The sequence below is a fragment of the Enterobacter cloacae complex sp. SHL012 genome, from assembly GCF_049237505.1.
Lineage (GTDB): Bacteria > Pseudomonadota > Gammaproteobacteria > Enterobacterales > Enterobacteriaceae > Enterobacter > Enterobacter kobei.
Map to the genome: position 1 here is coordinate 77927 of NZ_JBMKIZ010000001.1, position 20198 is coordinate 98124.

The window sequence follows — 20198 nt, forward strand, 5'->3', positions numbered from 1 at the left end:
ATTAAAGGCGGAAAACGAGTTCAAACGGCACGTCCGAATCGTATCAATGGCGAGATTCGCGCCCAGGAAGTTCGCTTAACAGGTCTGGAAGGCGAGCAGCTGGGGATTGTGAGTCTGAGAGAAGCAATCGAAAAGGCTGAAGAAGCTGGAGTAGATTTAGTTGAAATCAGCCCTAACGCCGAACCGCCAGTTTGTCGTATCATGGACTACGGCAAGTTCCTTTATGAAAAGAGTAAGTCTTCTAAGGAACAGAAGAAGAAGCAAAAAGTTATCCAGGTTAAGGAAATCAAATTTCGTCCTGGTACCGACGATGGCGATTATCAGGTAAAACTCCGCAGCCTGATTCGCTTTCTGGAAGATGGCGATAAGGCCAAGATCACACTGCGTTTCCGCGGTCGTGAAATGGCCCACCAACAGATCGGTATGGAAGTGCTTAACCGCGTCCGTGAAGATCTGAGTGAACTGGCAGTAGTCGAATCCTTCCCTACGAAGATCGAAGGCCGCCAGATGATCATGGTGCTCGCTCCTAAGAAGAAACAGTAAGGCCTTCAAGCAGCAAAATCTGTGGAGCCTTCGGGTTTCATAGGTTTTGTTCGCCTATGTTTCGTTTATTTAACAATGCGAAGTGGAAGTTATTAAAATGCCAAAAATTAAGACCGTACGCGGTGCTGCTAAGCGCTTCAAAAAAACCGGTAAAGGTGGTTTTAAGCACAAGCACGCTAACCTGCGTCACATTCTGACTAAGAAAGCTACCAAGCGTAAACGTCACCTGCGTCCAAAAGCCATGGTTTCTAAAGGCGATCTGGGCCTGGTAATCGCGTGCCTGCCGTACGCATAAGTCGTTAACGTTTAACTTTTTTAACTTAGAATAGATACAGGAGAGCACACATGGCTCGCGTAAAACGTGGTGTAATTGCACGTGCACGTCACAAGAAAATTTTGAAACAAGCTAAAGGCTACTACGGTGCGCGTTCACGCGTATACCGCGTTGCCTTCCAGGCTGTTATCAAAGCAGGTCAGTACGCTTACCGTGACCGTCGTCAGCGTAAGCGTCAGTTCCGTCAACTGTGGATTGCGCGTATCAACGCAGCAGCACGTCAGAACGGTATTTCTTACAGCAAATTCATCAACGGCCTGAAAAAAGCCTCTGTTGAAATCGACCGTAAGATCCTGGCTGACATCGCAGTATTCGACAAAGTAGCGTTCACCGCTCTGGTCGAAAAAGCGAAAGCAGCACTGGCATAAGCCAGTTGAGAGAGGGGGCTTTGCCTCCTCTTTTCATTTAACACCATCAGAAGATTGACATTTATCCGTGCAGGCTTTTCAATAAGTTCTCAACGGTTTTTACCCAACAAGGTAACGCAAGCATGAATGCTGCTATTTTCCGCTTCTTCTTTTACTTTAGCACCTGACTCCAGGAGGCTAGCGCGTGAAAGATGAAACGAAAAACAGCGCCAGATAAGCCTCCCGATGGAGGCTTTTTTTGTATCTGAATTTGAGAGAATAACTCCACCAAATCGGTGTCTGCACCGACATAATGAGGAAAATCATGTCACATCTCGCAGAGCTGGTTGCCAGTGCAACAGCCGCCATTAATCAGGCCTCAGATGTTGCCGCGTTAGACAATGTCCGCGTCGAATATCTTGGGAAGAAAGGGCACCTGACCCTTCAAATGACAACCCTGCGTGAACTGCCGCCAGAAGAACGCCCGGCAGCGGGTGCGGTGATTAACGAAGCTAAAGAGCAGGTGCAGCAGGCACTGAACGCGCGTAAAGCCGAGCTGGAAAGCGCGGTGCTGAATGCGCGCCTGGCCGCAGAGACGATCGACGTTTCTCTGCCGGGTCGCCGTATCGAAAACGGGGGGCTGCATCCGGTTACCCGTACCATCGATCGCATTGAAAGTTTCTTCGGTGAGCTCGGCTTTACCGTGGCGACTGGCCCGGAAATTGAAGATGATTATCACAACTTCGATGCCCTGAATATTCCTGGCCATCATCCGGCACGCGCTGACCACGACACTTTCTGGTTTGACGCCACGCGTCTGCTGCGTACCCAGACCTCTGGCGTACAGATCCGTACCATGAAGGATCAGGAACCGCCAATCCGCATCATCGCGCCGGGTCGCGTCTATCGTAACGATTACGATCAGACCCATACCCCAATGTTCCACCAGATGGAAGGTCTGATTGTTGATAAAAACATCAGCTTCACCAACCTGAAGGGCACGCTGCACGATTTCCTGAACAACTTCTTTGAGGAAGACCTGCAGGTTCGTTTCCGTCCATCCTACTTCCCGTTCACTGAACCGTCTGCGGAAGTTGACGTGATGGGCAAAAACGGCAAATGGCTGGAAGTGCTGGGTTGCGGCATGGTGCATCCAAATGTACTGCGCAACGTCGGTATCGATCCGGAAGTGTACTCCGGCTTTGCCTTCGGTATGGGCATGGAGCGTCTGACCATGCTGCGTTACGGTGTGACCGATTTACGTGCATTCTTCGAAAACGATCTGCGTTTCCTCAAACAGTTTAAATAAGGGCAGGACAGAACAATGAAATTCAGTGAACTGTGGTTACGCGAATGGGTCAATACCACGCTGGACAGCGACGCGCTGTCTGACCAGATCACCATGGCGGGCCTGGAAGTTGACGGCGTTGAGCCGGTTTCCGGTGCCTTCACCGGCGTCGTGGTCGGTGAAGTGGTCGAGTGCGGCCAGCATCCGAACGCCGACAAACTGCGCGTGACAAAAGTGAATGTCGGCGGCGACCGCCTGCTGGACATCGTTTGCGGTGCGCCAAACTGCCGTCAGGGCCTGAAAGTCGCCGTGGCAACCGTGGGTGCGGTACTGCCGGGTGATTTCAAAATTAAAGCGGCTAAACTGCGCGGTGAGCCGTCTGAAGGCATGCTGTGCTCCTTCTCCGAGCTGGGTATTTCCGACGATCACAACGGCATCATTGAGCTTCCGCTGGATGCGCCAATTGGCACCGATATCCGCGAATACCTGAAGCTTGATGACAACACCATCGAGATCAGCGTTACGCCAAACCGCGCTGATTGCTTAGGTATCATCGGCGTGGCGCGCGACGTGGCCGTGCTGAACCAGACCGAACTGAACGCGCCGGAGATCGTACCGGTAGAAGCGACCATCAGTGACGTACTGCCTATTCAGGTTGACGCCGCGGATGCTTGCCCACGCTACCTCGGCCGCGTGGTAAAAGGCATCAACGTGAAAGCGCCAACACCACTGTGGATGAAAGAGAAGCTGCGCCGCTGCGGCATTCGCTCTATCGACGCGGTGGTTGACGTCACCAACTACGTTCTGCTGGAACTGGGTCAGCCAATGCATGCGTTCGATAAAGATCGTATCGAAGGCGGTATTGTTGTCCGTATGGCAAAAGAGGGCGAAACCCTGGTTCTGCTTGATGGCACCGAAGCGAAGCTGAACGCGGATACGCTGGTGATTGCTGACCACAGCAAAGCGCTGGCGATGGGCGGTATCTTCGGTGGCGAACACTCTGGGGTAAATGACGAAACGCAAAACGTCCTGCTGGAATGCGCCTTCTTCAGCCCGCTCTCTATCACCGGTCGCGCACGCCGTCATGGCCTGCACACCGATGCGTCTCACCGCTACGAGCGTGGCGTTGACCCTGCGCTGCAGTACAAAGCGATGGAGCGAGCGACTCGCCTGCTGATCGACATCTGCGGCGGTGAAGCCGGTCCGGTTATCGATGTCACTCACGAAGCGACGCTGCCGAAACGCGCAACCATTACCCTGCGCCGCAGCAAGCTCGATCGCCTGATTGGTCATCATGTTGCCGATGCCCAGGTGACCGACATTCTGACGCGTCTGGGCTGTGAAGTGACCGAAGGTCAGGACGAGTGGAAAGCCGTTGCGCCATCCTGGCGTTTTGACATGGAAATCGAAGAAGATCTGGTGGAAGAAGTGGCCCGCGTCTACGGCTACAACAACATCCCGGACGAGCCCGTTCAGGCCGGTCTGGTGATGGGCACCCATCGTGAAGCTGACCTGTCCCTGAAGCGTGTGAAAACCATGCTTAACGACAAAGGCTACCAGGAAGTGATCACCTACAGCTTTGTTGATCCTAAGCTGCAGCAACTGATCCACCCGGGCGAGGAGGCGTTGATCCTGCCAAGCCCAATCTCCAGCGAAATGTCCGCAATGCGTCTGTCCCTGTGGACCGGGCTGCTGGGCACTATCGTTTACAACCAGAATCGCCAGCAAAACCGCGTGCGAATTTTCGAAAGCGGTTTGCGCTTTGTACCGGATAATCAGGCAAATTTAGGCATCCGTCAGGATCTCATGCTGGCTGGTGCTATCAGCGGCAACCGTTATGAAGAGCACTGGGACCTGGCAAAAGGCACGGTTGATTTCTACGATATGAAAGGCGATCTGGAAGCCATTCTGGATCTGACCGGTAAATTATCTGAAATTGAATTCCGTGCAGAAGCGATTCCAGCCCTGCATCCGGGCCAGAGTGCGGCGATCTATTTAGACGGCAAACGCATTGGTTTCATTGGTGTTGTTCATCCTGAGCTGGAGCGTAAGCTGGACCTGAACGGCCGTACCATCGTGTTTGAGCTGGAGTGGAGCCCGGTTGCAGACCGCGTCATTCCTCAGGCGCAGGACGTCTCCCGCTTCCCGGCGAACCGCCGTGATATCGCGGTTGTGGTCGCGGAAAACGTTCCCGCAGCAGATATTTTGGCCGAATGTAAGAAAGTTGGCGTAAATCAGGTAGTTGGCGTAAACTTATTTGACGTGTACCGCGGCAAGGGCGTAGCAGAAGGTTTCAAGAGCCTCGCTATCAGCCTTATCCTTCAGGATACCAGCCGTACACTCGAAGAAGAGGAGATTGCCGCTACCGTCGCCAAATGTGTAGAGGCATTAAAAGAGCGATTCCAGGCATCATTGAGGGATTGAACCTATGGCGCTTACAAAAGCTGAAATGTCAGAATATCTGTTTGATAAGCTTGGGCTTAGCAAACGGGATGCCAAAGAGCTGGTAGAGCTGTTTTTCGAAGAGATCCGTCGTGCTCTGGAAAATGGTGAGCAGGTAAAACTCTCCGGTTTTGGCAATTTTGATTTGCGAGACAAAAACCAACGTCCGGGCCGTAACCCGAAGACGGGGGAAGATATTCCCATTACAGCCCGCCGCGTGGTGACCTTCAGACCCGGCCAGAAGTTAAAAAGCCGTGTCGAAAACGCAACGCCCAAAGCAGAGTAATATGAACTAACCAAAAAGGCCGCCCACGCGGCCTTTTTTCTTTGCGCTCTCTGGCAAACCGACCGTAAAATCAAAGACATCACACGCTAATAAAACCACGCTCATGCTTGATTATGCTCATCGCCAACACCGTTCCGACCGACGTCGCCTGCTATTGCTGGCGCTGTTGCTGATTGTCGCCGCGGGTATCAGCCTCTGCGCGGGCGACAGCTGGATTGGGCCCGAACGCTGGCTGGGGCCTGACGGGCAACTCTTCGTCTGGCAAATTCGTCTGCCTCGCACCGTGGCGGTGATGCTGGTCGGTGCTGCACTGGCGCTGTCAGGTACCGTTATGCAGGCGCTGTTTGAAAACCCGCTGGCGGAACCCGGGCTGCTCGGGGTGTCGAACGGTGCAGGCGTCGGGCTGATTGCGGCGGTAATGCTGGGCGGAGGAGAACTCTCCGGATGGAGTATTAGCCTCAGTGCCATTTTCGGCGCATTACTGATCACCATCATCCTGCTTCGCTTTGCCAGACGGCACTTGTCGACCAGCCGCCTGCTGCTTGCCGGGGTTGCGCTGGGGATCATCTGCAGCGCGCTAATGACCTGGGCGGTCTACTTCTCGACCTCCTTTGACTTGCGTCAGCTGATGTACTGGATGATGGGCGGCTTTGGTGGCGTTGACTGGCATCAGGGGTGGCTGATGGCGCTTCTGGTGCCTGGGATTGTATGGGCTGCCCTGCAGGCGCAGCCGCTGAACATGCTCGCGCTGGGGGAAATCTCAGCCCGTCAGCTCGGCATGCCGATGGCGTTCTGGCGTAACGTGCTGGTCATTGCCATCGGTTGGCTGGTGGGCGTGAGCGTGGCGCTGGCGGGAGCGATTGGTTTTATCGGGTTGGTTATCCCGCATATGCTGCGTCTGTGTGGCTTCACGGACCATCGAACCTTGCTTCCGGCTTCGGCCGTGGCCGGAGCCGTCACGCTGCTGGTGGCTGATATCATCGCTCGTCTTGCCCTGACAGCCGCGGAGTTACCGATTGGTGTGGTCACCGCCACGCTGGGCGCGCCAGTCTTTATCTGGCTACTATTAAAATCCGGACGTTAAAAAACGACCCGTAAGACAACCTGAGGGAATGCTATGCAGACTGATATCCTGAATACCGAAGTGACGACCATTGATGGCGAGAAAACCACGCTGGAAAGCTACAAAGGCAACGTGTTGCTTATCGTCAACGTGGCGTCCAAATGCGGCCTGACGCCACAGTACGAACAGCTGGAGAACATTCAGAAAGCCTGGGAGAAAGACGGTTTCACCGTGCTGGGCTTCCCGTGCAACCAGTTCCTGGGCCAGGAGCCGGGCAGCGAAGAAGAGATCAAAACCTTCTGCAGCACCACCTATGGCGTAACGTTCCCGATGTTCAGCAAAATTGATGTTAACGGCGAAGATCGCCATCCGCTGTACGCGAAGCTGATTGCTGCCGCGCCGAAGGCCGTTGCGCCTGAGGGCAGTGGTTTTTACGAGCGTATGGCCAGCAAAGGCCGCGCGCCGCTCTATCCGGACGATATTCTGTGGAACTTCGAAAAATTCCTGATCGGTCGCGACGGCCAGGTCGTTCAGCGCTTCTCGCCGGATATGACGCCTGAGGATCCGATTGTCATGGAATCGATCAAGCTGGCGCTGGCAAAATAATGTCACTGCTGATGCAGCTCACGGACGTCGCCGAGAAGGGGCGTCTGGAGCCGATGACCGGCGCTATCAATGCGGGGGAAATCCTGCATCTGGTTGGGCCAAACGGCGCGGGAAAAAGCACGCTGCTGGCGCGGATGGCAGGGCTGACCACCGGGCCCGGGCAGATCACACTGCTGGAACATCCTCTTGCCGACTGGTCTCCCGGCTCGCTGGCCCACCGGCGCAGCTATCTGGTGCAGCAGCAGGTACCGCCGTTTGCGATGCCGGTCTGGCATTATCTGATGCTGCATTTGCACGACAAACAGGATACGGCACTGCTTACGGAGGTGGCGGCGGCGTTAGGACTGGAAGATAAACTGCCCAGCCATGCCAGCCAGCTTTCCGGCGGTGAATGGCAGCGAGTGCGTCTGGCGGCGGTCATTCTGCAGATCCACCCCGCAGGCAACCCTCACGGGCGGATGTTGCTCCTGGACGAACCCATGAGTGGTCTGGATGTCGCCCAGCAGGCGGCGCTGGATTCGCTGTTAAGCGCGTTGAGCCGGAAAGGTATTGCCGTGGTGATGAGCAGCCACGACCTTAACCATACGTTGCGCCATGCCCATCGGGTGTGGCTACTGTCGCGCGGCAGGATGATTGCCAGCGGCGCGCGGGACCAGGTTCTTACGCCGCCACATCTGGCACGTGCCTATAACATGTCGTTCCGCAGGCTGGATATCGAGGGACATAAGATGCTGATTTCTACGGGGCAGGAGTAACCGTTTCTTGCCTGTTAACACACTTGCGCGCTAAATTACCGAAAGAACAATAAAAGCAGAGGATTCGTCTGAAAATGCGATTCTGGTTTATCCTGGTGGCGGCACTCTTTCTTGCGGGATGCAGCAGCCATCGTGCACCGCCGCCTAATCCGCGGCTTTCAGATTCTATCACCGTCATTGCCAGTCTGAACGACCAGCTGAGCAACTGGCGCGGGACGCCTTATCGCTACGGCGGTATGAGTCGCGGCGGGGTGGACTGCTCTGGTTTCGTGCTGATGACGTTTCGTGACAAGTTTGATTTACAGCTTCCGCGCGAAACGCGCAAGCAGGCTGAAATTGGGACTGAAATTGATAAAGACGATTTGCTGCCGGGAGACCTGGTCTTTTTCAAAACCGGTTCGGGAGAAAGTGGCCTGCATGTCGGCATTTATGACACGGACAACCAGTTTATTCATGCCTCAACAAGCCGTGGTGTGATGCGCTCTTCTCTGGATAATGTTTACTGGCGTAAAAATTTCTGGCAGGCACGACGTATTTAATCTGCCCGAACACGTCTCACTGCCGGCAGGGTAACTATTAAATCATGCCGGTTTTTCTTGAATAAGCTGATTAAAGTTAAATTTACCTAAAATTAGCGTCATCCTTATGTGTCTGTTTTATCTAAAACTGGCTATTACTCTGTAACCAGGATAAGATTATTTTAGATTCAGGGATAAATCTGAAAATTAATACGGAACTAATGAAATTAAACTTATTAAAATCAAGACAGTGGAATTGTGTCGGCAATTGCTCCAGGATGTCCTCTCTCATCTTTAATGCGGGGCGAGTGCAATGATGATTACGCTAGATAATGCATACCAGTCTGAACTGATGCTTTTGCCTGCACGTAATAGTGCTGGCGAGCTTAAAGGTTTAGAGGTTCTGGTTAACTTTACTGGCGTCGGCACCGATGTGAGGATCCCCACTGAGCTCGTTATCCCCCGGCTTTCAGCGGAAGAAGAGTTAGCGCTGTTTAACGAAAAACTGCAATTGCTTGATACCTGTAAACTGTTTTTTATTCAGCATCAGTTAATTGCATGGATCAATATTACACCGGCTATTGTTGAATTTTTATTAAGTAATGGGAATGCTGTTTCAATTCTTGAGCGGTATCCTTTTCTTGAGTTTACTGTTAATGAGAATTATCCAGGTTTAAATAACGGAAAGGATGATCTGCAACTGGCGAGAATGGCGATCCATTTCCCGCTGGTCCTCGCAAACTTTGGTGCAGGCGCGGCATCGCTCAAAGCTGTCTATGATGGATTATTTAAACGGGTCATTCTCGATAAAGGTTTCATCCAGCAGCGGGCTTCGGAGCTCTCTTTCGAACCTTTTATGCGCGCTATCCTCTGGCAAATAACGCCGCACTGCCAGTCGGTGATCGTCTCAGGTATTGACGACCACGGTCTGCTGCAACGCGTCTTGTCCTTCAATTTTGGCGCCATGCAGGGCACGCTGTGGCCCGCTGTCCCGGCGGAGCATGTCACGACGCTGGTTCAGTAGCGATAACCCTGTCTTTCGCCCGTGTTTAAGTTCGGGCAAACCCTCTACACTAAAAGCAGGAGGACTTATGACCCTGTCTTTTACTGCACACTGGCATGACGAGTTGCCTGGCTTTTACACCGCACTCAAACCCACACCGTTACACAATTCACGTCTTATCTGGCACAACGACCGGCTGGCCGATGAACTGGCCGTTCCGCCTGAGATGTTTAAGCCTTCCGGGGGCGCGGGCGTCTGGGGAGGCGAAACGCTTCTGCCCGGTATGCAACCTCTTGCCCAGGTCTATAGCGGACACCAGTTTGGCGTCTGGGCGGGACAGCTGGGCGACGGCAGGGGGATCCTGCTGGGCGAACAACAGCTTTCCAACGGAGAGACGGTTGACTGGCATCTGAAAGGTGCAGGTCTTACCCCTTATTCTCGGATGGGCGATGGCCGCGCAGTATTACGTTCAACAATACGTGAATGCCTGGCATCTGAAGCCATGCATGCTCTGGGGATCCCCACCACGCGCGCGCTGTCGATTGTCACCAGCGACACGCCGGTTATGCGCGAAACGGTAGAAAAAGGGGCGATGCTGATGCGTATCGCACAAAGCCATCTGCGCTTTGGCCATTTTGAGCACTTTTACTATCGTCGTGAGACGGACAAGGTTCGTCAGCTCGCGGACTACGCTATTCGCCGCCATTGGGCGCATTTGCAGGATGAGGCTGATAAATACGTTCTCTGGTTCCGGGACGTGGTCGCCCGTACCGCCAGGATGATTGCTCGCTGGCAAACGGTGGGCTTTGCGCATGGGGTAATGAACACTGACAACATGTCGCTCCTCGGGCTGACCTTTGATTATGGGCCGTTTGGTTTTCTGGATGATTATCAGCCGGGGTATATCTGCAACCACTCTGACTATCAGGGACGTTACAGTTTTGACAACCAGCCAGCGGTTGGGCTATGGAACCTGCAGCGGTTTGCGCAAACATTGTCGCCGTTTATGGATGTCGATGCCCTGAATGATACACTCGACAGCTATCAGGACGTTTTGCTGCGAGAATATGGCACGCTGATGCGCAACAAGCTGGGGCTGATGACCCAGGAGAAAGGGGATAACGAGATCCTGAACGATCTGTTTGCACTGATGGCGCGTGAGGGGAGTGATTATACCCGCACTTTCCGGATGCTGGGCCAGACGGAGCAGCACAGTGCTGCCTCGCCGCTGCGCGACGAGTTTATTGACAGGCAGGCCTTTGACGACTGGTTTGCACGTTACCGCTCCCGCTTGCAGCAGGAACAGGTCGATGACGCCGCCCGTCAGACGCAGATGAACGCGACGAATCCCGCGATGGTGTTGCGCAACTGGCTGGCGCAGCGGGCGATTGAACAGGCAGAGCAGGGAGAGTATGACGAGTTGCACCGTCTGCACCTGGCGTTGCGCACGCCGTTTGCCGACCGGGATGATGACTATATCAGCCGCCCGCCAGACTGGGGCAAACGGCTGGAAGTGAGTTGCTCAAGCTAAACATTTCTGGCCGTGTAGCGGCTTCGCCTTACCCGGCCAGAAACTCACTGTGCCACCCAGCCGCCATCCATATTCCACGCGGCGCCGCGAACGTTAACGGCGCTGTCGCTGCATAAAAACAGCGCCAGTTCGCCCAACTGCTCCGGGGTGACAAATTCACCTGAAGGCTGCTTTTCCCCGAGAAGCTGGTCTTGCGCCAGTTCCGGCGGGACGCCATCCGCGATGCGCTTATCGATTTGCTGTTGTACCAGCGGGGTCAGTACCCACCCCGGGCAGAGGGCATTGGCGGTCACGCCGGTGCGTGCGGTTTCCAGCGCCAGGGATTTGGTAAAGCCCACCACGCCATGCTTGGCGGCAACGTAGGCGGACTTCTCTTTCGACGCAACCAGCCCGTGAACGGAGGCGATATTAATGATGCGTCCCCAGTTTTGTTCACGCATGGCGGGCAACGCCAGCCGGCTGGTGTGAAACACCGCAGAAAGGTTAATGGCGATAATGTCGTTCCATTTCTCCACCGGGAAGGTCTCCACCGGAGCCACATGCTGTATCCCGGCATTGTTAACAAGAATATCCACGCCGCCAAACTGCGATTCGGCGTAGCGCATCATGGCTTCAATCTGCAACACGTCACGCAGGTCGGCATCGTGGTAGCCCGGCTTTTTGCCCAGTTGTGCAATTTCTTCTCGCGCTGAGCCGCTGTCACCGAAACCGTTGAGAATTAACTGCGCCCCTGATTTCGCCAGCACGCGAGCGATCCCCAGGCCAATGCCGCTTGTCGAGCCGGTCACCAGGGCGATTTTACCGTTCAGATTCATTTTTCTCTCCTTACACAATGCCGGTCAGATAGAACACGGCAATGACAAAAAGCACTGCCAGGCTTTTAATGATAGTGATAGCGAAAATGCCGCCGTAGGCCTGACGATGGCTCAGGCCGGTGATGGCCAGCAAGGTAATCACCGCCCCGTTATGGGGAAGCGTATCCATCCCGCCGCTTGCCATTGACGCCACGCGGTGCAACACCTCAAGCGGGATATTGGCCGCGTGGGCGGCAGCAACAAAGGTGTCCGCCATGGCCGCAAGGGCAATACTCATTCCGCCGGACGCTGAGCCGGTGATCCCGGCGAGAACGGTCACGCTGATGGCTTCGTTCAGCAACGGGTTCGGGATGGCAGACAGCGCTTTAGATAACACCAGAAAACCGGGCAGGGCGGCGATAACCGCGCCGAAACCGTATTCGGACGCGGTATTCATCGCCGCGAGGATGGCGCCGCTCACCGCCGTTCGGCTGCCTTCTGCCAGACGTCCCCGGATATTGCGAAAACCAAAAATCAACACCAGCACAATACCGGAGAGCAGCGCCGCCTCCACGGCCCAGATGGCGGTGATCTTGCTCACCTCGGTCACAATCGGTTTCGCCAGTCCTGGCAGGGTAAGCTCATGACTCGTACCGTACCAGCCGGGGATCCAGCGGGTAAACAGCAGGTTCAATATACCCACGACCAGCAGCGGGGAGAGAGCAATCAGCGGATGCGGGAGATGAATATTGTCCGGCGTTTCAGGTTCGTTTTTCAGGTCCGTGCCATAACCTTCATTGTTATTGATCGCCTTACGCCGCTGCCGCTCCAGCCAGAGCAGGCCAAAGAAGATAATAAACAGAGAGCCGATAAGACCCAGCCACGGGGCCGCCCAGGCGTTAGTGCCAAAGAAGCTGGTGGGAATAATGTTCTGGATTTGCGGCGTGCCGGGCAGGGCGTCCATGGTAAACGAGAACGCCCCCAGCGCCACGGTAGCGGGGATTAACCGTTTAGGAATGCCGCTCTGGCGGAACAGTTCGGCGGCAAACGGGTACACCGCAAATGCCACCACGAACAGCGACACGCCGCCGTAGGTTAACAGCGCACACACCAGGACTATCACGGGGATAGCGTGCCGACGACCGAGGATCTGGATCGCGGCGGCAACGATGGATCGTGAAAAACCGGAAAGCTCAATCAGCTTGCCAAACACCGCCCCCAGCAGGAACACCGGGAAATAGAGTTTAACGAAGCCGACCATCTTTTCCATAAACAGGCCAGTAAACGTCGGGCCGACGGCACCCGGATCGGTCAGCAGCACGGCACCAAGCGCCGCAATCGGCGCAAACAAAATCACGCTGTATCCGCGGTAGGCCGCCAGCATCAGTAATCCCAGCGCCGCCAGGGCTATTAACACACTCATTACGACTCCTCACTTTAATTATTATTCGGGTACCAACGAGAGGTTTAACGCTCAACGGTCAGGGCAATGCCTTGTCCGCCGCCAACGCACAGGGTGGCAAGTCCCTTTGTTACCCCCCGGCGCTGCATTTCATGGAGCAGGGTCACCAGGATGCGACAGCCGGATGCGCCAATCGGATGGCCCAGGGCGATGGCGCCACCGTTAACGTTGACGTTCTGTTCATCCCAGCCAAGCTCTTTGCCCACCGCCAGTGCCTGTGCGGCAAAGGCTTCGTTGGCTTCAATGAGATCGACGTCGTCGAGCGTCCAGCCCGCCCGCGCCAGCGCCGTCCGGCAGGCGCTGACCGGGCCGATGCCCATCACCGACGGATCAACGCCTGTCACGGCGTAACTCACAATGTGGCCAAGAACAGGTAACCCGCTTTCCCGCGCCTTTTCCTCGCTCATCAGCAGTACCGCGGCGGCACCATCGTTAAGGGTGGAGGCGTTCCCGGCCGTGATCGTGCCCTCGTCATGCAAAAATGCGGGGCGAAGCTGTGCAAGCTGCCCGGCGGTGGTTTCCGGGCGTGGCTGTTCATCATGGCGGACAATCTGTGGCGCACGTTTGCCCTGTTTCACCGTCACTGGCGCTATTTCGGCGTCAAACCGACCAGTCTCAATGGCGGACGCTGCCTTTTGCTGTGACCGGAAGGCGAAGGCATCCTGTTGCTCGCGGGAAATGCCGTACTCACGGGCGACGTTTTCCGCAGTGATGCCCATGTGGTAATCGTTGAAGGCGTCCCACAGGCCGTCGGTGATCATGCTGTCCTGCAGGCCCGTATGCCCAAAACGCAGCCCTGAACGTGCGCCATCCAGCAGATACGGGGCGTTACTCATGCTCTCCTGGCCGCCAGCGATAACCACGTCTGCGTCACCGCAGCGGATTGCCTGGGCGGCGAGCTGTACCGCTTTCAACCCCGCGCCGCACACCAGATTGACCGTTGTCGCCGGGGTGCTGACGGGTAATCCGGCAGTGATGGCCGTCTGGCGGGCGGGGTTTTGTCCACACCCGGCCGTCAGCACCTGACCGAAAACCAGTTCGTCTATTTGCTCTGGGTGAAGGCCGCTGCTCTCCAGCAGACGCTGTACCGTGACGGCACCCAGCTCAATGGCTGAAAGGGGCGAGAGCGAACCGCGAAAACTGCCAATGGGGGTTCGCGTTGCCCCGACAATCATGACCTTTTTCATGTTGAGTCCTCAGTTGAAGCGCATCTCGCGAACGTCGTCCGCCACAATGATTTTTCCGGCCGTTTTACGGACAATCTCGTCGATACCGACACCCGGGGCGTACTCCCGCAGGATGAACGCGCCGTCCGCTATCTCCAGCAACGCGAGATCGGTCAGGACCCGACGGATGCAGCCCACACCGGTGAGCGGCAGCGTGCAGCGCGGCAGCAGTTTGGAGTCACCGTTTTTTGCAGCGTGGGTCATCACCACAATGATGTTCTGCGCCCCGGCAACGAGATCCATCGCGCCACCCATCCCTTTCACCATCTTTCCGGGGATCATCCACGAGGCAATGTTGCCCTCGACATCGACTTCAAATGCGCCCAGCACGGTCAGATCCACATGGCCGCCGCGGATCATGGCAAACGACTGGGCCGAGTCGAAAATGGCCGCGCCGGTCCGCGCAGTGACCGTCTGTTTTCCGGCGTTGATCATGTCGGCATCAAGGCTCTGCTCATCGGGAAAAGCCCCCATTCCGAGCAGACCGTTTTCCGACTGCAGCATCACGTCCATTTCCGGGGGAATATAATTCGCCACCAGCGTAGGGATGCCGATCCCCAGGTTGACGTAATACCCGTCGCGCAGTTCGCGGGCGACGCGCATCGCCATCTGTTCTCGGGTTAACATCGTCAGACTCCTTGCGCGCGCAGCGTGCGCTGTTCAATGCGTTTTTCAAACTGGCCGACAATCAGCCTGTCGACGTAAATTCCCGGCGTATGAATAGCCGACGGAGGCAGTTCACCCGGCGGAACAATCTCTTCCACCTCCACAACCGTGATTCGGCCCGCCGTTGCCATCAGTGGATTAAAATTTTGCGCGGTATGGCGATAGATAACGTTGCCGTACCAGTCCGCTTTCCAGCCCTTAACCAGTGCGAAATCACCGGTAATGGCCTCTTCAAGAATGTAATTTTTACCGCCAAACTGGCGCACATCTTTGCCCGCTGCCACGGGGGTGCCATAACCGGTGGCCGTATAAAACGCCGGAATACCGGCCCCGCCCGCGCGGACCTTTTCTGCCAGCGTCCCCTGCGGAGTAAGTTCGATTGCCAGTTCCCCGCTCAGTACCTGCTGCTCAAACAGCGCGTTCTCGCCGACGTAAGACGCCACCACTTTGCGAACCTGGCGCGTTTCGAGCAGTATCCCCAGACCGAAACCATCCACGCCGCAGTTGTTTGACACGACCGTCAGATCTTTCACCTGACGGCGTCGAACCTCTGCAATCAGGTTCTCAGGAATACCGCACAGCCCGAAGCCGCCCGCCAGCAAGGTCATGCCGTCCGTCAGCCCATCCAGCGCCTGCGCATAGCTGCTGACGCGCTTATCCAGTCCTGCCATAGTCATCCCTCCCGTTAACCGTGCCGGTATCATTAGGGGTGGCGACTCATTTGTTAATTTTGAATTTGTGACCCACTCATTTGGATTTCTTATTAATTTCCTGTTAACTAAATTTTTTCAATTAGTTAACAGGATGAAAAATGAGAATGAGTGTCAAACAGTTACGCGCGTTTTTAGCGGTAGCTCACACTCTCAATTTCGCGCACGCCAGCGAACGCTTAAATCTTTCCCAGCCAGCGCTGAGCCTGACGATTAAAAGCCTGGAAGATGCGCTCGGTGGGCCGCTGTTGCAGCGGAGCACGCGCAAGGTTGCCCTCACGCAGGAGGGAGAAACATTTCTGCCGATGGCGCGGCAGCTGCTGGCCGACTGGGATAACGTGGAAGAGGCAATGCACCAGTGCTTTACGCTCCAGCGCGGCAAAATCTCGGTCGCGGCGATGCCGTCGTTTGCCGCCAACGTTTTACCGGAAGTGCTGAAAGCGTTTCGCGATCGCCATGCCGGGGTTAACGTCACCGTGCATGATGTCATCAACGAGCAGGTGATTGAGATGGTGCGGGAAGGGCGGGTTGAGATGGGAATAGCTTTTGAGCCGGCACCCACGCATAACCTGCTGTTTACGCCGCTGGGGCTGGACAGGTTTGTCGCCATTGTGCCGAAAGATTCCGCGCTTGCGGGAAAAAAACGCCTGGCATGGGAGGAGTTGCTGACGCTGGATTTCATCACCCTGCAGCGCCCTTCGGCGGTACGTCTGATGATGGAGGAGGAGCTGGCGCGGAGCGGCAGAAAGCTGGACGTGGCGCTGGAGAGTCATCAACTGGTGACGGTAGGGCGCATGGTCGCCAGCGGGCTGGGTGGCAGCGCCGTGCCGGCGCTCTGCGAGGCGCAGATGGCTTCCCTGGGGGCGGTCTGTATTCCGCTGGATAACCCGCCCATTGAAAAGTGCATCGGGGTGATCCATCCCGGGCACACGCAGCTCTCTAAAGCGGCGCATGCCCTGCTGGAAACGCTGAAGGATTTTTACCACCCCGCTCAGGGAGCGAGGAACACCTGCGGCACGGCATGAGCCGGATGGCTGCCGACCAGCACCTGCGCGCCATACCAGCGCGCCAGCGTCCCGGCCTGCAAAACGTCCTCCGGTGCCCCCCGGGAGACCAGCCTGCCGTTATGCAGCAGCAGGATACGATCCGCCCACAGTGCCGCCAGATTAAGATCGTGCAGAACCACGCAGACGTGGAGATGCCCCCGACGGGTCAGGGTTTTCATCAGGCGCAGCAGATGTTGCTGGTGGAAGAGATCCAGTGCGGAGGTCGGTTCATCAAGAAACAGCCAGCCGCGTGGGGCGCCGTCGCACCAGAGTTGGGCCAGTGCCCGAGCGAGCTGGATCCGTTGCTGCTCGCCTCCGGAGAGTGCCGAATAGCGTCTGCCCGCCAGGGGTAAACAGCCTATGATCGCCATGACCTCCTCAACCACTGACGCCTCAGGGGAGCGCGTCCAGGGGGCGCGCCCCATACCGACCACGGCTTCCACCGGCCAGTCGAATCCGGGCTGCGTATTTTGACGCATCACTGCCCGGTAGCGGGCGAGGGTCTCCGTTGGCCAGTCAGCAAGCGGCGTGCCTGCCAGACTGCACCGCCCGCTTGCGGGTGTGAGATAGCCGGTCAGCAGCCGTAATAATGTCGATTTCCCGGCACCGTTAGGGCCAATCAACGCGACGAGCTCACCCTGAGATAAGGTCAGTGATACATCGTCGATCAGCGTCCGTTGCCCGGCGTGAAAGACCAGGTTTTCCGCACAATAGCGTTCAGCCATGCGCACCTCCACGACGAAAGATAAGCCACAGGAACCACGGCGCACCGAGAAGGCTGGTCAACAACCCGACGGGCATTTCCGCCGGGGTGACCAGAGTGCGCGCCAGCGTATCGGCAGCCAGCAGCAGTAACGCTCCGGCCAGCACCGAGCCGGGGATCGCGGCCCGGTGGTCGGCCCCCAGCCACATACGCATCAGGTGTGGGACCACAAGGCCAACAAAGCCAATCACGCCGCTGATGGCCACCGCCGCAGCGACCAGCAGGGCGCTGCACAGCAGCAGGATCCGCTGTACCCGGGCAACATCCACCCCGAGATAGTGCGCCTCTTCATCACCCAGCTGCAGCAAATTGAGTGGACCAGCCAGCCGCCAGATAATCAGAACCGCAGGCACCATCAGCGAGCTCACCGCAAGCAGGGTGGACCACTGCGCCTGCCCGAGGCTGCCCATTCCCCAGAGCGAAAGCTGGCGAAGCTGCGCATCGTTGCTAAGCCAGGAAAGGAGACCGACGGCCGCGCCGCACAGGGCGTTGATGGCGATCCCCACCAGCAGTAAACGGGACAGGGAACCGTGACGCTGCTGGCTGAGCAGAAAAATCACAACGGTTGCTGCCAGCGCGCCGAGGAATGCCGCAACCATCGGGGCGTAAAGCATCATCAGGGCCGGCAACGTGACAGGAATAACCACCCACAGCGCGACCGCCAGCGCCGCGCCGCTGCTGATCCCAAGCAAACCCGGGTCTGCCAGCGGGTTGCGGAACAGTCCCTGCATCACGCACCCGGCCAGCGCCAGCGCGCCGCCAATCACCAGCGCCAGCAGCACGCGGGGCAGGCGAATGGTCAGCCAGATCTGACGCATCGCCTCATCGCTGCCGTTCCACAGCAGGCTGACCGGCAGAGGCAATGCCCCAAAGCCTGTTGCCGTAAGGGTCATGATGCTCAGAATTGCGGCCAGCATCCACAACGACAGTGCGATCCGCCGGGACATCAGGGCAGTTGCTCCGCTTTAGCACGCAACTGCCGGATGGCTTCCGGCGTGCGCACGCTGAAACCCAGCAGCGCCATGTCATCAATCGCCAGCAGCTGTTTGTGCCGTCCCGCCGGGGTTTGCGCCAGTCCGGGCAGCTTCCACAGATTCGCCTCGCCACCCAGCGCGTTCACGCCGTCCTGCGAAATCACCACCAGGTCGGGCTGGCTGGCAATAATCCCTTCCTGCGACAGCGGCTGATACCGTGTGAAACCCTGCATCGCGTTCTGCAACCCGGCGGCACGAATGGCGGCATCGGCGCCGGTTTGCTGTCCGGCGGCCATGGCGGTCATTCCCCCGTGGTTGAGGATAAACAGCACCCGTTTGTTGAGCGGTTCTGCGGGCAGAGCCGCCACCGCCTGACGTAGCGAGCGGCGCAGGCTCTCTCCCTGCGCTTCACGGTGCGTTGCCTCGGCAATAATGCGGATCTTTTCGTCAATGACGCTCAGATCGTTGCGGCCAGGAACGGTAATCACCCTGACGTGACTGCGTTCAACCTGCTTTAGCGCCAGAGACGGCTGCGCCTGATCGCTGGCCAGCACCAGCGTGGGACGCATGGACAAAATCCCTTCGGCGTTAAGCTGGCGCAAATAGCCCACATCGGGGAGCGCGTTCGCTGCCTGCGGCCACTGGCTGGTACTGTCGCGAGCGACCAGCGAAGAGTCCGCGCCAAGCGCATAAACAATCTCCGTGACGTCGCCGCCAAGGGTGACAATTTTCTCCTGCGCGGCGGCAAACGCCACCAGCGGCAGGGCGCTCAGCAGGGCAAACCACGTCTTCATGCGGCCAGCCCTTTTGGCGTCAGGGCATCAATCTGGCTACGCCACTGGCTCTGCTCCGGGTCGCCTTCCGTACGCTGACCATAGAGTTGGGCAATTTGCGTGCCGTCTGCGGCAAACAGTTCCAGGCTGGTAACGTGGCCGTCTGAAGTCGGTTTGCGCGTGACCCAGCTCTCCGCAATCGTTTCCTCCAGCAGATGCAGGGTAAAGGTGGGGTTAAAGATGTTCAGCCAGCCTTTCATCGGCACGACTTTCTCCACCGCGCCGGTGAAGATCTGCACGCAGCCGCGGTTACCCACGAAGATCATGATTTCGTTGCCGTGCTGGCGCGCGGTTTCCAGCAGCAGTGCCAGCGCGTTGTTTTCAACCTGGCAGGCGAGGTCGTCGCCCACCAGGCGAAATGCCTGCTGGCGGCTGAGGTTGTGGCGTTTCAGCAGGCCGAAGAACTGGTGCACGTCAGTCATTGCACGCCACGCTTTGTCCACGAGGGCGGCATCTGCATTTTCGGCATACAGCGGGGCCTCGGCAGCCTTCAGCTCAAGCGGTGGGTTATCGGCAAAGATAAAGCGGGTCAACACGTCAGCCCAGGCGGCGAGGTCGGTGTTGTCCGTGGTGTAAACTTTCAGTACGGCATCACCCTGATGATCGAAAAACTGAATGCTCTGCCGCTCGCCGCGTGTGGTGGTTTCGCTGAGATGAAACGCGCTTGCCCACTGGTTGAGGAACAGGCGCAGATCCAGTCCGCGCGGGTTCAGCACCAGCCCGGCGTGGCCGTTCAGGTGCTGATGGGTGAAGCTGCCTGCCTGCTCGTGAACGGCATAGTCGTTGCGGCAGATGCATTTTGTTTCCCCTACGGCTTCAAGCGCGCCTAAGATCTCGCGAATTTCACCGCGCAGTCGCCAGGCATCATGGCCCACGCGCGCAAAGGTCAGTTCTGCTTCACTGAGGTTCATTAACCCTGCAATATCGCGCGCATACTTACCCGGGTTTTCTTCTTTTAGCGCCAGCCAGCGCGTGTAGTGATCCATTGTCTTTTCCTTCTGAATAGTT

General features: G+C 57.0%; 23 protein-coding genes and 1 other annotated feature. Of the genes, 14 read left to right on the forward strand and 9 right to left on the reverse strand.

Annotated features, from left to right (window positions below; translation table 11 throughout):
- The 13 genes from infC to selO all read left to right on the forward strand — a co-directional run bounded on the left by infC (position 1) and on the right by selO (position 10716).
- Positions 1 to 543, forward strand: coding sequence for a translation initiation factor IF-3 (gene infC, locus ACOTY9_RS00410; RefSeq protein WP_059287945.1), 543 nt, complete (start codon positions 1 to 3; stop codon positions 541 to 543).
- Positions 544 to 640: 97 nt separating this feature from the next.
- A complete protein-coding gene (rpmI, locus tag ACOTY9_RS00415; protein ID WP_001124225.1) occupies positions 641 to 838 on the forward strand; it encodes a 50S ribosomal protein L35 in 198 nt (65 codons plus the stop codon).
- 50 nt (positions 839 to 888) lie between these two features.
- On the forward strand, positions 889 to 1245 hold the full coding sequence (rplT, locus tag ACOTY9_RS00420; protein WP_000124850.1) for a 50S ribosomal protein L20: 357 nt from the start codon (positions 889 to 891) through the stop codon (positions 1243 to 1245).
- 117 nt (positions 1246 to 1362) lie between these two features.
- Positions 1363 to 1487, forward strand: a sequence feature (Phe leader region).
- On the forward strand, positions 1368 to 1412 hold the full coding sequence (gene pheM / locus ACOTY9_RS00425; RefSeq protein ID WP_001386830.1) for a pheST operon leader peptide PheM: 45 nt from the start codon (positions 1368 to 1370) through the stop codon (positions 1410 to 1412). It overlaps the preceding feature by 45 nt.
- 62 nt (positions 1488 to 1549) lie before the next feature.
- Entirely contained in the window at positions 1550 to 2533 is a 984-nt protein-coding gene (gene pheS, locus ACOTY9_RS00430; protein ID WP_010426091.1) for a phenylalanine--tRNA ligase subunit alpha, read from the forward strand.
- Positions 2534 to 2548: 15 nt separating this feature from the next.
- Complete coding sequence (gene pheT, locus ACOTY9_RS00435; protein ID WP_014883491.1) at positions 2549 to 4936, forward strand: phenylalanine--tRNA ligase subunit beta; 2388 nt, start codon at positions 2549 to 2551, stop codon at positions 4934 to 4936.
- Between the two features lie 4 nt (positions 4937 to 4940).
- Entirely contained in the window at positions 4941 to 5240 is a 300-nt protein-coding gene (gene ihfA / locus ACOTY9_RS00440; protein ID WP_003857805.1) for an integration host factor subunit alpha, read from the forward strand.
- Positions 5241 to 5343: 103 nt separating this feature from the next.
- Complete coding sequence (btuC, locus tag ACOTY9_RS00445) at positions 5344 to 6324, forward strand: vitamin B12 ABC transporter permease BtuC (protein ID WP_014883492.1); 981 nt, start codon at positions 5344 to 5346, stop codon at positions 6322 to 6324.
- A gap of 33 nt (positions 6325 to 6357) precedes the next feature.
- A complete protein-coding gene (locus tag ACOTY9_RS00450; protein WP_014883493.1) occupies positions 6358 to 6909 on the forward strand; it encodes a glutathione peroxidase in 552 nt (183 codons plus the stop codon).
- Positions 6909 to 7664, forward strand: coding sequence for a vitamin B12 ABC transporter ATP-binding protein BtuD (gene btuD / locus ACOTY9_RS00455; RefSeq protein ID WP_348565577.1), 756 nt, complete (start codon positions 6909 to 6911; stop codon positions 7662 to 7664). Before ACOTY9_RS00450 ends, btuD begins: the two co-directional genes overlap by 1 nt.
- Positions 7665 to 7738: 74 nt before the next feature.
- Positions 7739 to 8203, forward strand: a complete 465-nt coding sequence (locus ACOTY9_RS00460) for a C40 family peptidase (RefSeq protein WP_014883495.1) — start codon at positions 7739 to 7741, stop codon at positions 8201 to 8203.
- Between the two features lie 292 nt (positions 8204 to 8495).
- The gene (locus ACOTY9_RS00465) at positions 8496 to 9206 is read left to right on the forward strand and encodes an EAL domain-containing protein (protein WP_348565576.1); all 711 of its coding nucleotides are present in this window, start codon (positions 8496 to 8498) and stop codon (positions 9204 to 9206) included.
- 67 nt (positions 9207 to 9273) lie between these two features.
- Positions 9274 to 10716 carry a protein adenylyltransferase SelO gene (selO, locus tag ACOTY9_RS00470; protein ID WP_117581553.1) on the forward strand — a complete coding sequence of 481 codons (1443 nt, stop codon included), beginning with the start codon at positions 9274 to 9276 and terminating at the stop codon, positions 10714 to 10716.
- A gap of 44 nt (positions 10717 to 10760) precedes the next feature.
- On the opposite strand, the gene ACOTY9_RS00475 is transcribed toward selO, so the two are convergent.
- Genes ACOTY9_RS00475 through ACOTY9_RS00495 form a run of 5 tightly spaced genes read right to left on the reverse strand, consistent with a single transcriptional unit; the run spans position 10761 to position 15535 of the window.
- A complete protein-coding gene (locus ACOTY9_RS00475) occupies positions 10761 to 11531 on the reverse strand; it encodes a 3-hydroxybutyrate dehydrogenase (protein WP_023332776.1) in 771 nt (256 codons plus the stop codon).
- Between the two features lie 10 nt (positions 11532 to 11541).
- Positions 11542 to 12933 (reverse strand): GntP family permease, encoded by a 1392-nt coding sequence (locus ACOTY9_RS00480; RefSeq protein ID WP_045135064.1) that lies wholly within the window; start codon positions 12931 to 12933, stop codon positions 11542 to 11544.
- Positions 12934 to 12977: 44 nt separating this feature from the next.
- Positions 12978 to 14159 carry an acetyl-CoA C-acetyltransferase gene (locus ACOTY9_RS00485; protein WP_071922314.1) on the reverse strand — a complete coding sequence of 394 codons (1182 nt, stop codon included), beginning with the start codon at positions 14157 to 14159 and terminating at the stop codon, positions 12978 to 12980.
- 9 nt (positions 14160 to 14168) lie between these two features.
- A complete protein-coding gene (locus tag ACOTY9_RS00490; RefSeq protein WP_014883500.1) occupies positions 14169 to 14825 on the reverse strand; it encodes a 3-oxoacid CoA-transferase subunit B in 657 nt (218 codons plus the stop codon).
- 2 nt (positions 14826 to 14827) lie between these two features.
- Complete coding sequence (locus ACOTY9_RS00495; RefSeq protein WP_014883501.1) at positions 14828 to 15535, reverse strand: CoA transferase subunit A; 708 nt, start codon at positions 15533 to 15535, stop codon at positions 14828 to 14830.
- A 140-nt stretch (positions 15536 to 15675) separates the two neighbouring features.
- Here ACOTY9_RS00495 and ACOTY9_RS00500 point away from each other — a divergent pair, with 140 nt between their 5' ends.
- Positions 15676 to 16599: a LysR family transcriptional regulator gene (locus ACOTY9_RS00500; RefSeq protein WP_045135067.1), complete on the forward strand. Its 924-nt coding sequence runs from the start codon at positions 15676 to 15678 to the stop codon at positions 16597 to 16599.
- Here ACOTY9_RS00500 and ACOTY9_RS00505 read toward each other — a convergent pair.
- The 4 genes from ACOTY9_RS00505 to ACOTY9_RS00520 are packed head-to-tail and all read right to left on the reverse strand — an operon-like array spanning position 16566 to position 20176.
- A complete protein-coding gene (locus ACOTY9_RS00505) occupies positions 16566 to 17345 on the reverse strand; it encodes a heme ABC transporter ATP-binding protein (protein WP_063861601.1) in 780 nt (259 codons plus the stop codon). The genes ACOTY9_RS00500 and ACOTY9_RS00505 overlap by 34 nt on opposite strands.
- A complete protein-coding gene (locus ACOTY9_RS00510; RefSeq protein WP_196347482.1) occupies positions 17338 to 18330 on the reverse strand; it encodes a FecCD family ABC transporter permease in 993 nt (330 codons plus the stop codon). The genes ACOTY9_RS00505 and ACOTY9_RS00510 overlap by 8 nt, the downstream gene beginning before the upstream one ends.
- Positions 18330 to 19151, reverse strand: a complete 822-nt coding sequence (locus ACOTY9_RS00515) for a heme/hemin ABC transporter substrate-binding protein (RefSeq protein ID WP_032636867.1) — start codon at positions 19149 to 19151, stop codon at positions 18330 to 18332. The genes ACOTY9_RS00510 and ACOTY9_RS00515 overlap by 1 nt, the downstream gene beginning before the upstream one ends.
- Positions 19148 to 20176: a hemin-degrading factor gene (locus tag ACOTY9_RS00520; protein WP_348565575.1), complete on the reverse strand. Its 1029-nt coding sequence runs from the start codon at positions 20174 to 20176 to the stop codon at positions 19148 to 19150. The genes ACOTY9_RS00515 and ACOTY9_RS00520 overlap by 4 nt, the downstream gene beginning before the upstream one ends.
- Positions 20177 to 20198 lie beyond the last annotated feature (22 nt).

Bases quoted from the DNA above. Each gene is read 5' to 3' on its own strand.
- rpmI (WP_001124225.1), top strand. From the start codon at position 641: ATGCCAAAAATTAAGACCGTACGCGGTGCTGCTAAGCGCTTCAAAAAA.
- rplT (WP_000124850.1), top strand. From the start codon at position 889: ATGGCTCGCGTAAAACGTGGTGTAATTGCACGTGCACGTCACAAGAAA.
- pheS (WP_010426091.1), top strand. From the start codon at position 1,550: ATGTCACATCTCGCAGAGCTGGTTGCCAGTGCAACAGCCGCCATTAAT.
- pheT (WP_014883491.1), top strand. From the start codon at position 2,549: ATGAAATTCAGTGAACTGTGGTTACGCGAATGGGTCAATACCACGCTG.
- ihfA (WP_003857805.1), top strand. From the start codon at position 4,941: ATGGCGCTTACAAAAGCTGAAATGTCAGAATATCTGTTTGATAAGCTT.
- btuC (WP_014883492.1), top strand. From the start codon at position 5,344: ATGCTTGATTATGCTCATCGCCAACACCGTTCCGACCGACGTCGCCTG.
- ACOTY9_RS00450 (WP_014883493.1), top strand. From the start codon at position 6,358: ATGCAGACTGATATCCTGAATACCGAAGTGACGACCATTGATGGCGAG.
- btuD (WP_348565577.1), top strand. From the start codon at position 6,909: ATGTCACTGCTGATGCAGCTCACGGACGTCGCCGAGAAGGGGCGTCTG.
- ACOTY9_RS00460 (WP_014883495.1), top strand. From the start codon at position 7,739: ATGCGATTCTGGTTTATCCTGGTGGCGGCACTCTTTCTTGCGGGATGC.
- ACOTY9_RS00465 (WP_348565576.1), top strand. From the start codon at position 8,496: ATGATGATTACGCTAGATAATGCATACCAGTCTGAACTGATGCTTTTG.
- selO (WP_117581553.1), top strand. From the start codon at position 9,274: ATGACCCTGTCTTTTACTGCACACTGGCATGACGAGTTGCCTGGCTTT.
- ACOTY9_RS00475 (WP_023332776.1), bottom strand. From the start codon at position 11,531: ATGAATCTGAACGGTAAAATCGCCCTGGTGACCGGCTCGACAAGCGGC.
- ACOTY9_RS00480 (WP_045135064.1), bottom strand. From the start codon at position 12,933: ATGAGTGTGTTAATAGCCCTGGCGGCGCTGGGATTACTGATGCTGGCG.
- ACOTY9_RS00485 (WP_071922314.1), bottom strand. From the start codon at position 14,159: ATGAAAAAGGTCATGATTGTCGGGGCAACGCGAACCCCCATTGGCAGT.
- ACOTY9_RS00490 (WP_014883500.1), bottom strand. From the start codon at position 14,825: ATGTTAACCCGAGAACAGATGGCGATGCGCGTCGCCCGCGAACTGCGC.
- ACOTY9_RS00495 (WP_014883501.1), bottom strand. From the start codon at position 15,535: ATGGCAGGACTGGATAAGCGCGTCAGCAGCTATGCGCAGGCGCTGGAT.
- ACOTY9_RS00500 (WP_045135067.1), top strand. From the start codon at position 15,676: ATGAGAATGAGTGTCAAACAGTTACGCGCGTTTTTAGCGGTAGCTCAC.
- ACOTY9_RS00505 (WP_063861601.1), bottom strand. From the start codon at position 17,345: ATGGCTGAACGCTATTGTGCGGAAAACCTGGTCTTTCACGCCGGGCAA.
- ACOTY9_RS00510 (WP_196347482.1), bottom strand. From the start codon at position 18,330: ATGTCCCGGCGGATCGCACTGTCGTTGTGGATGCTGGCCGCAATTCTG.
- ACOTY9_RS00515 (WP_032636867.1), bottom strand. From the start codon at position 19,151: ATGAAGACGTGGTTTGCCCTGCTGAGCGCCCTGCCGCTGGTGGCGTTT.
- ACOTY9_RS00520 (WP_348565575.1), bottom strand. From the start codon at position 20,176: ATGGATCACTACACGCGCTGGCTGGCGCTAAAAGAAGAAAACCCGGGT.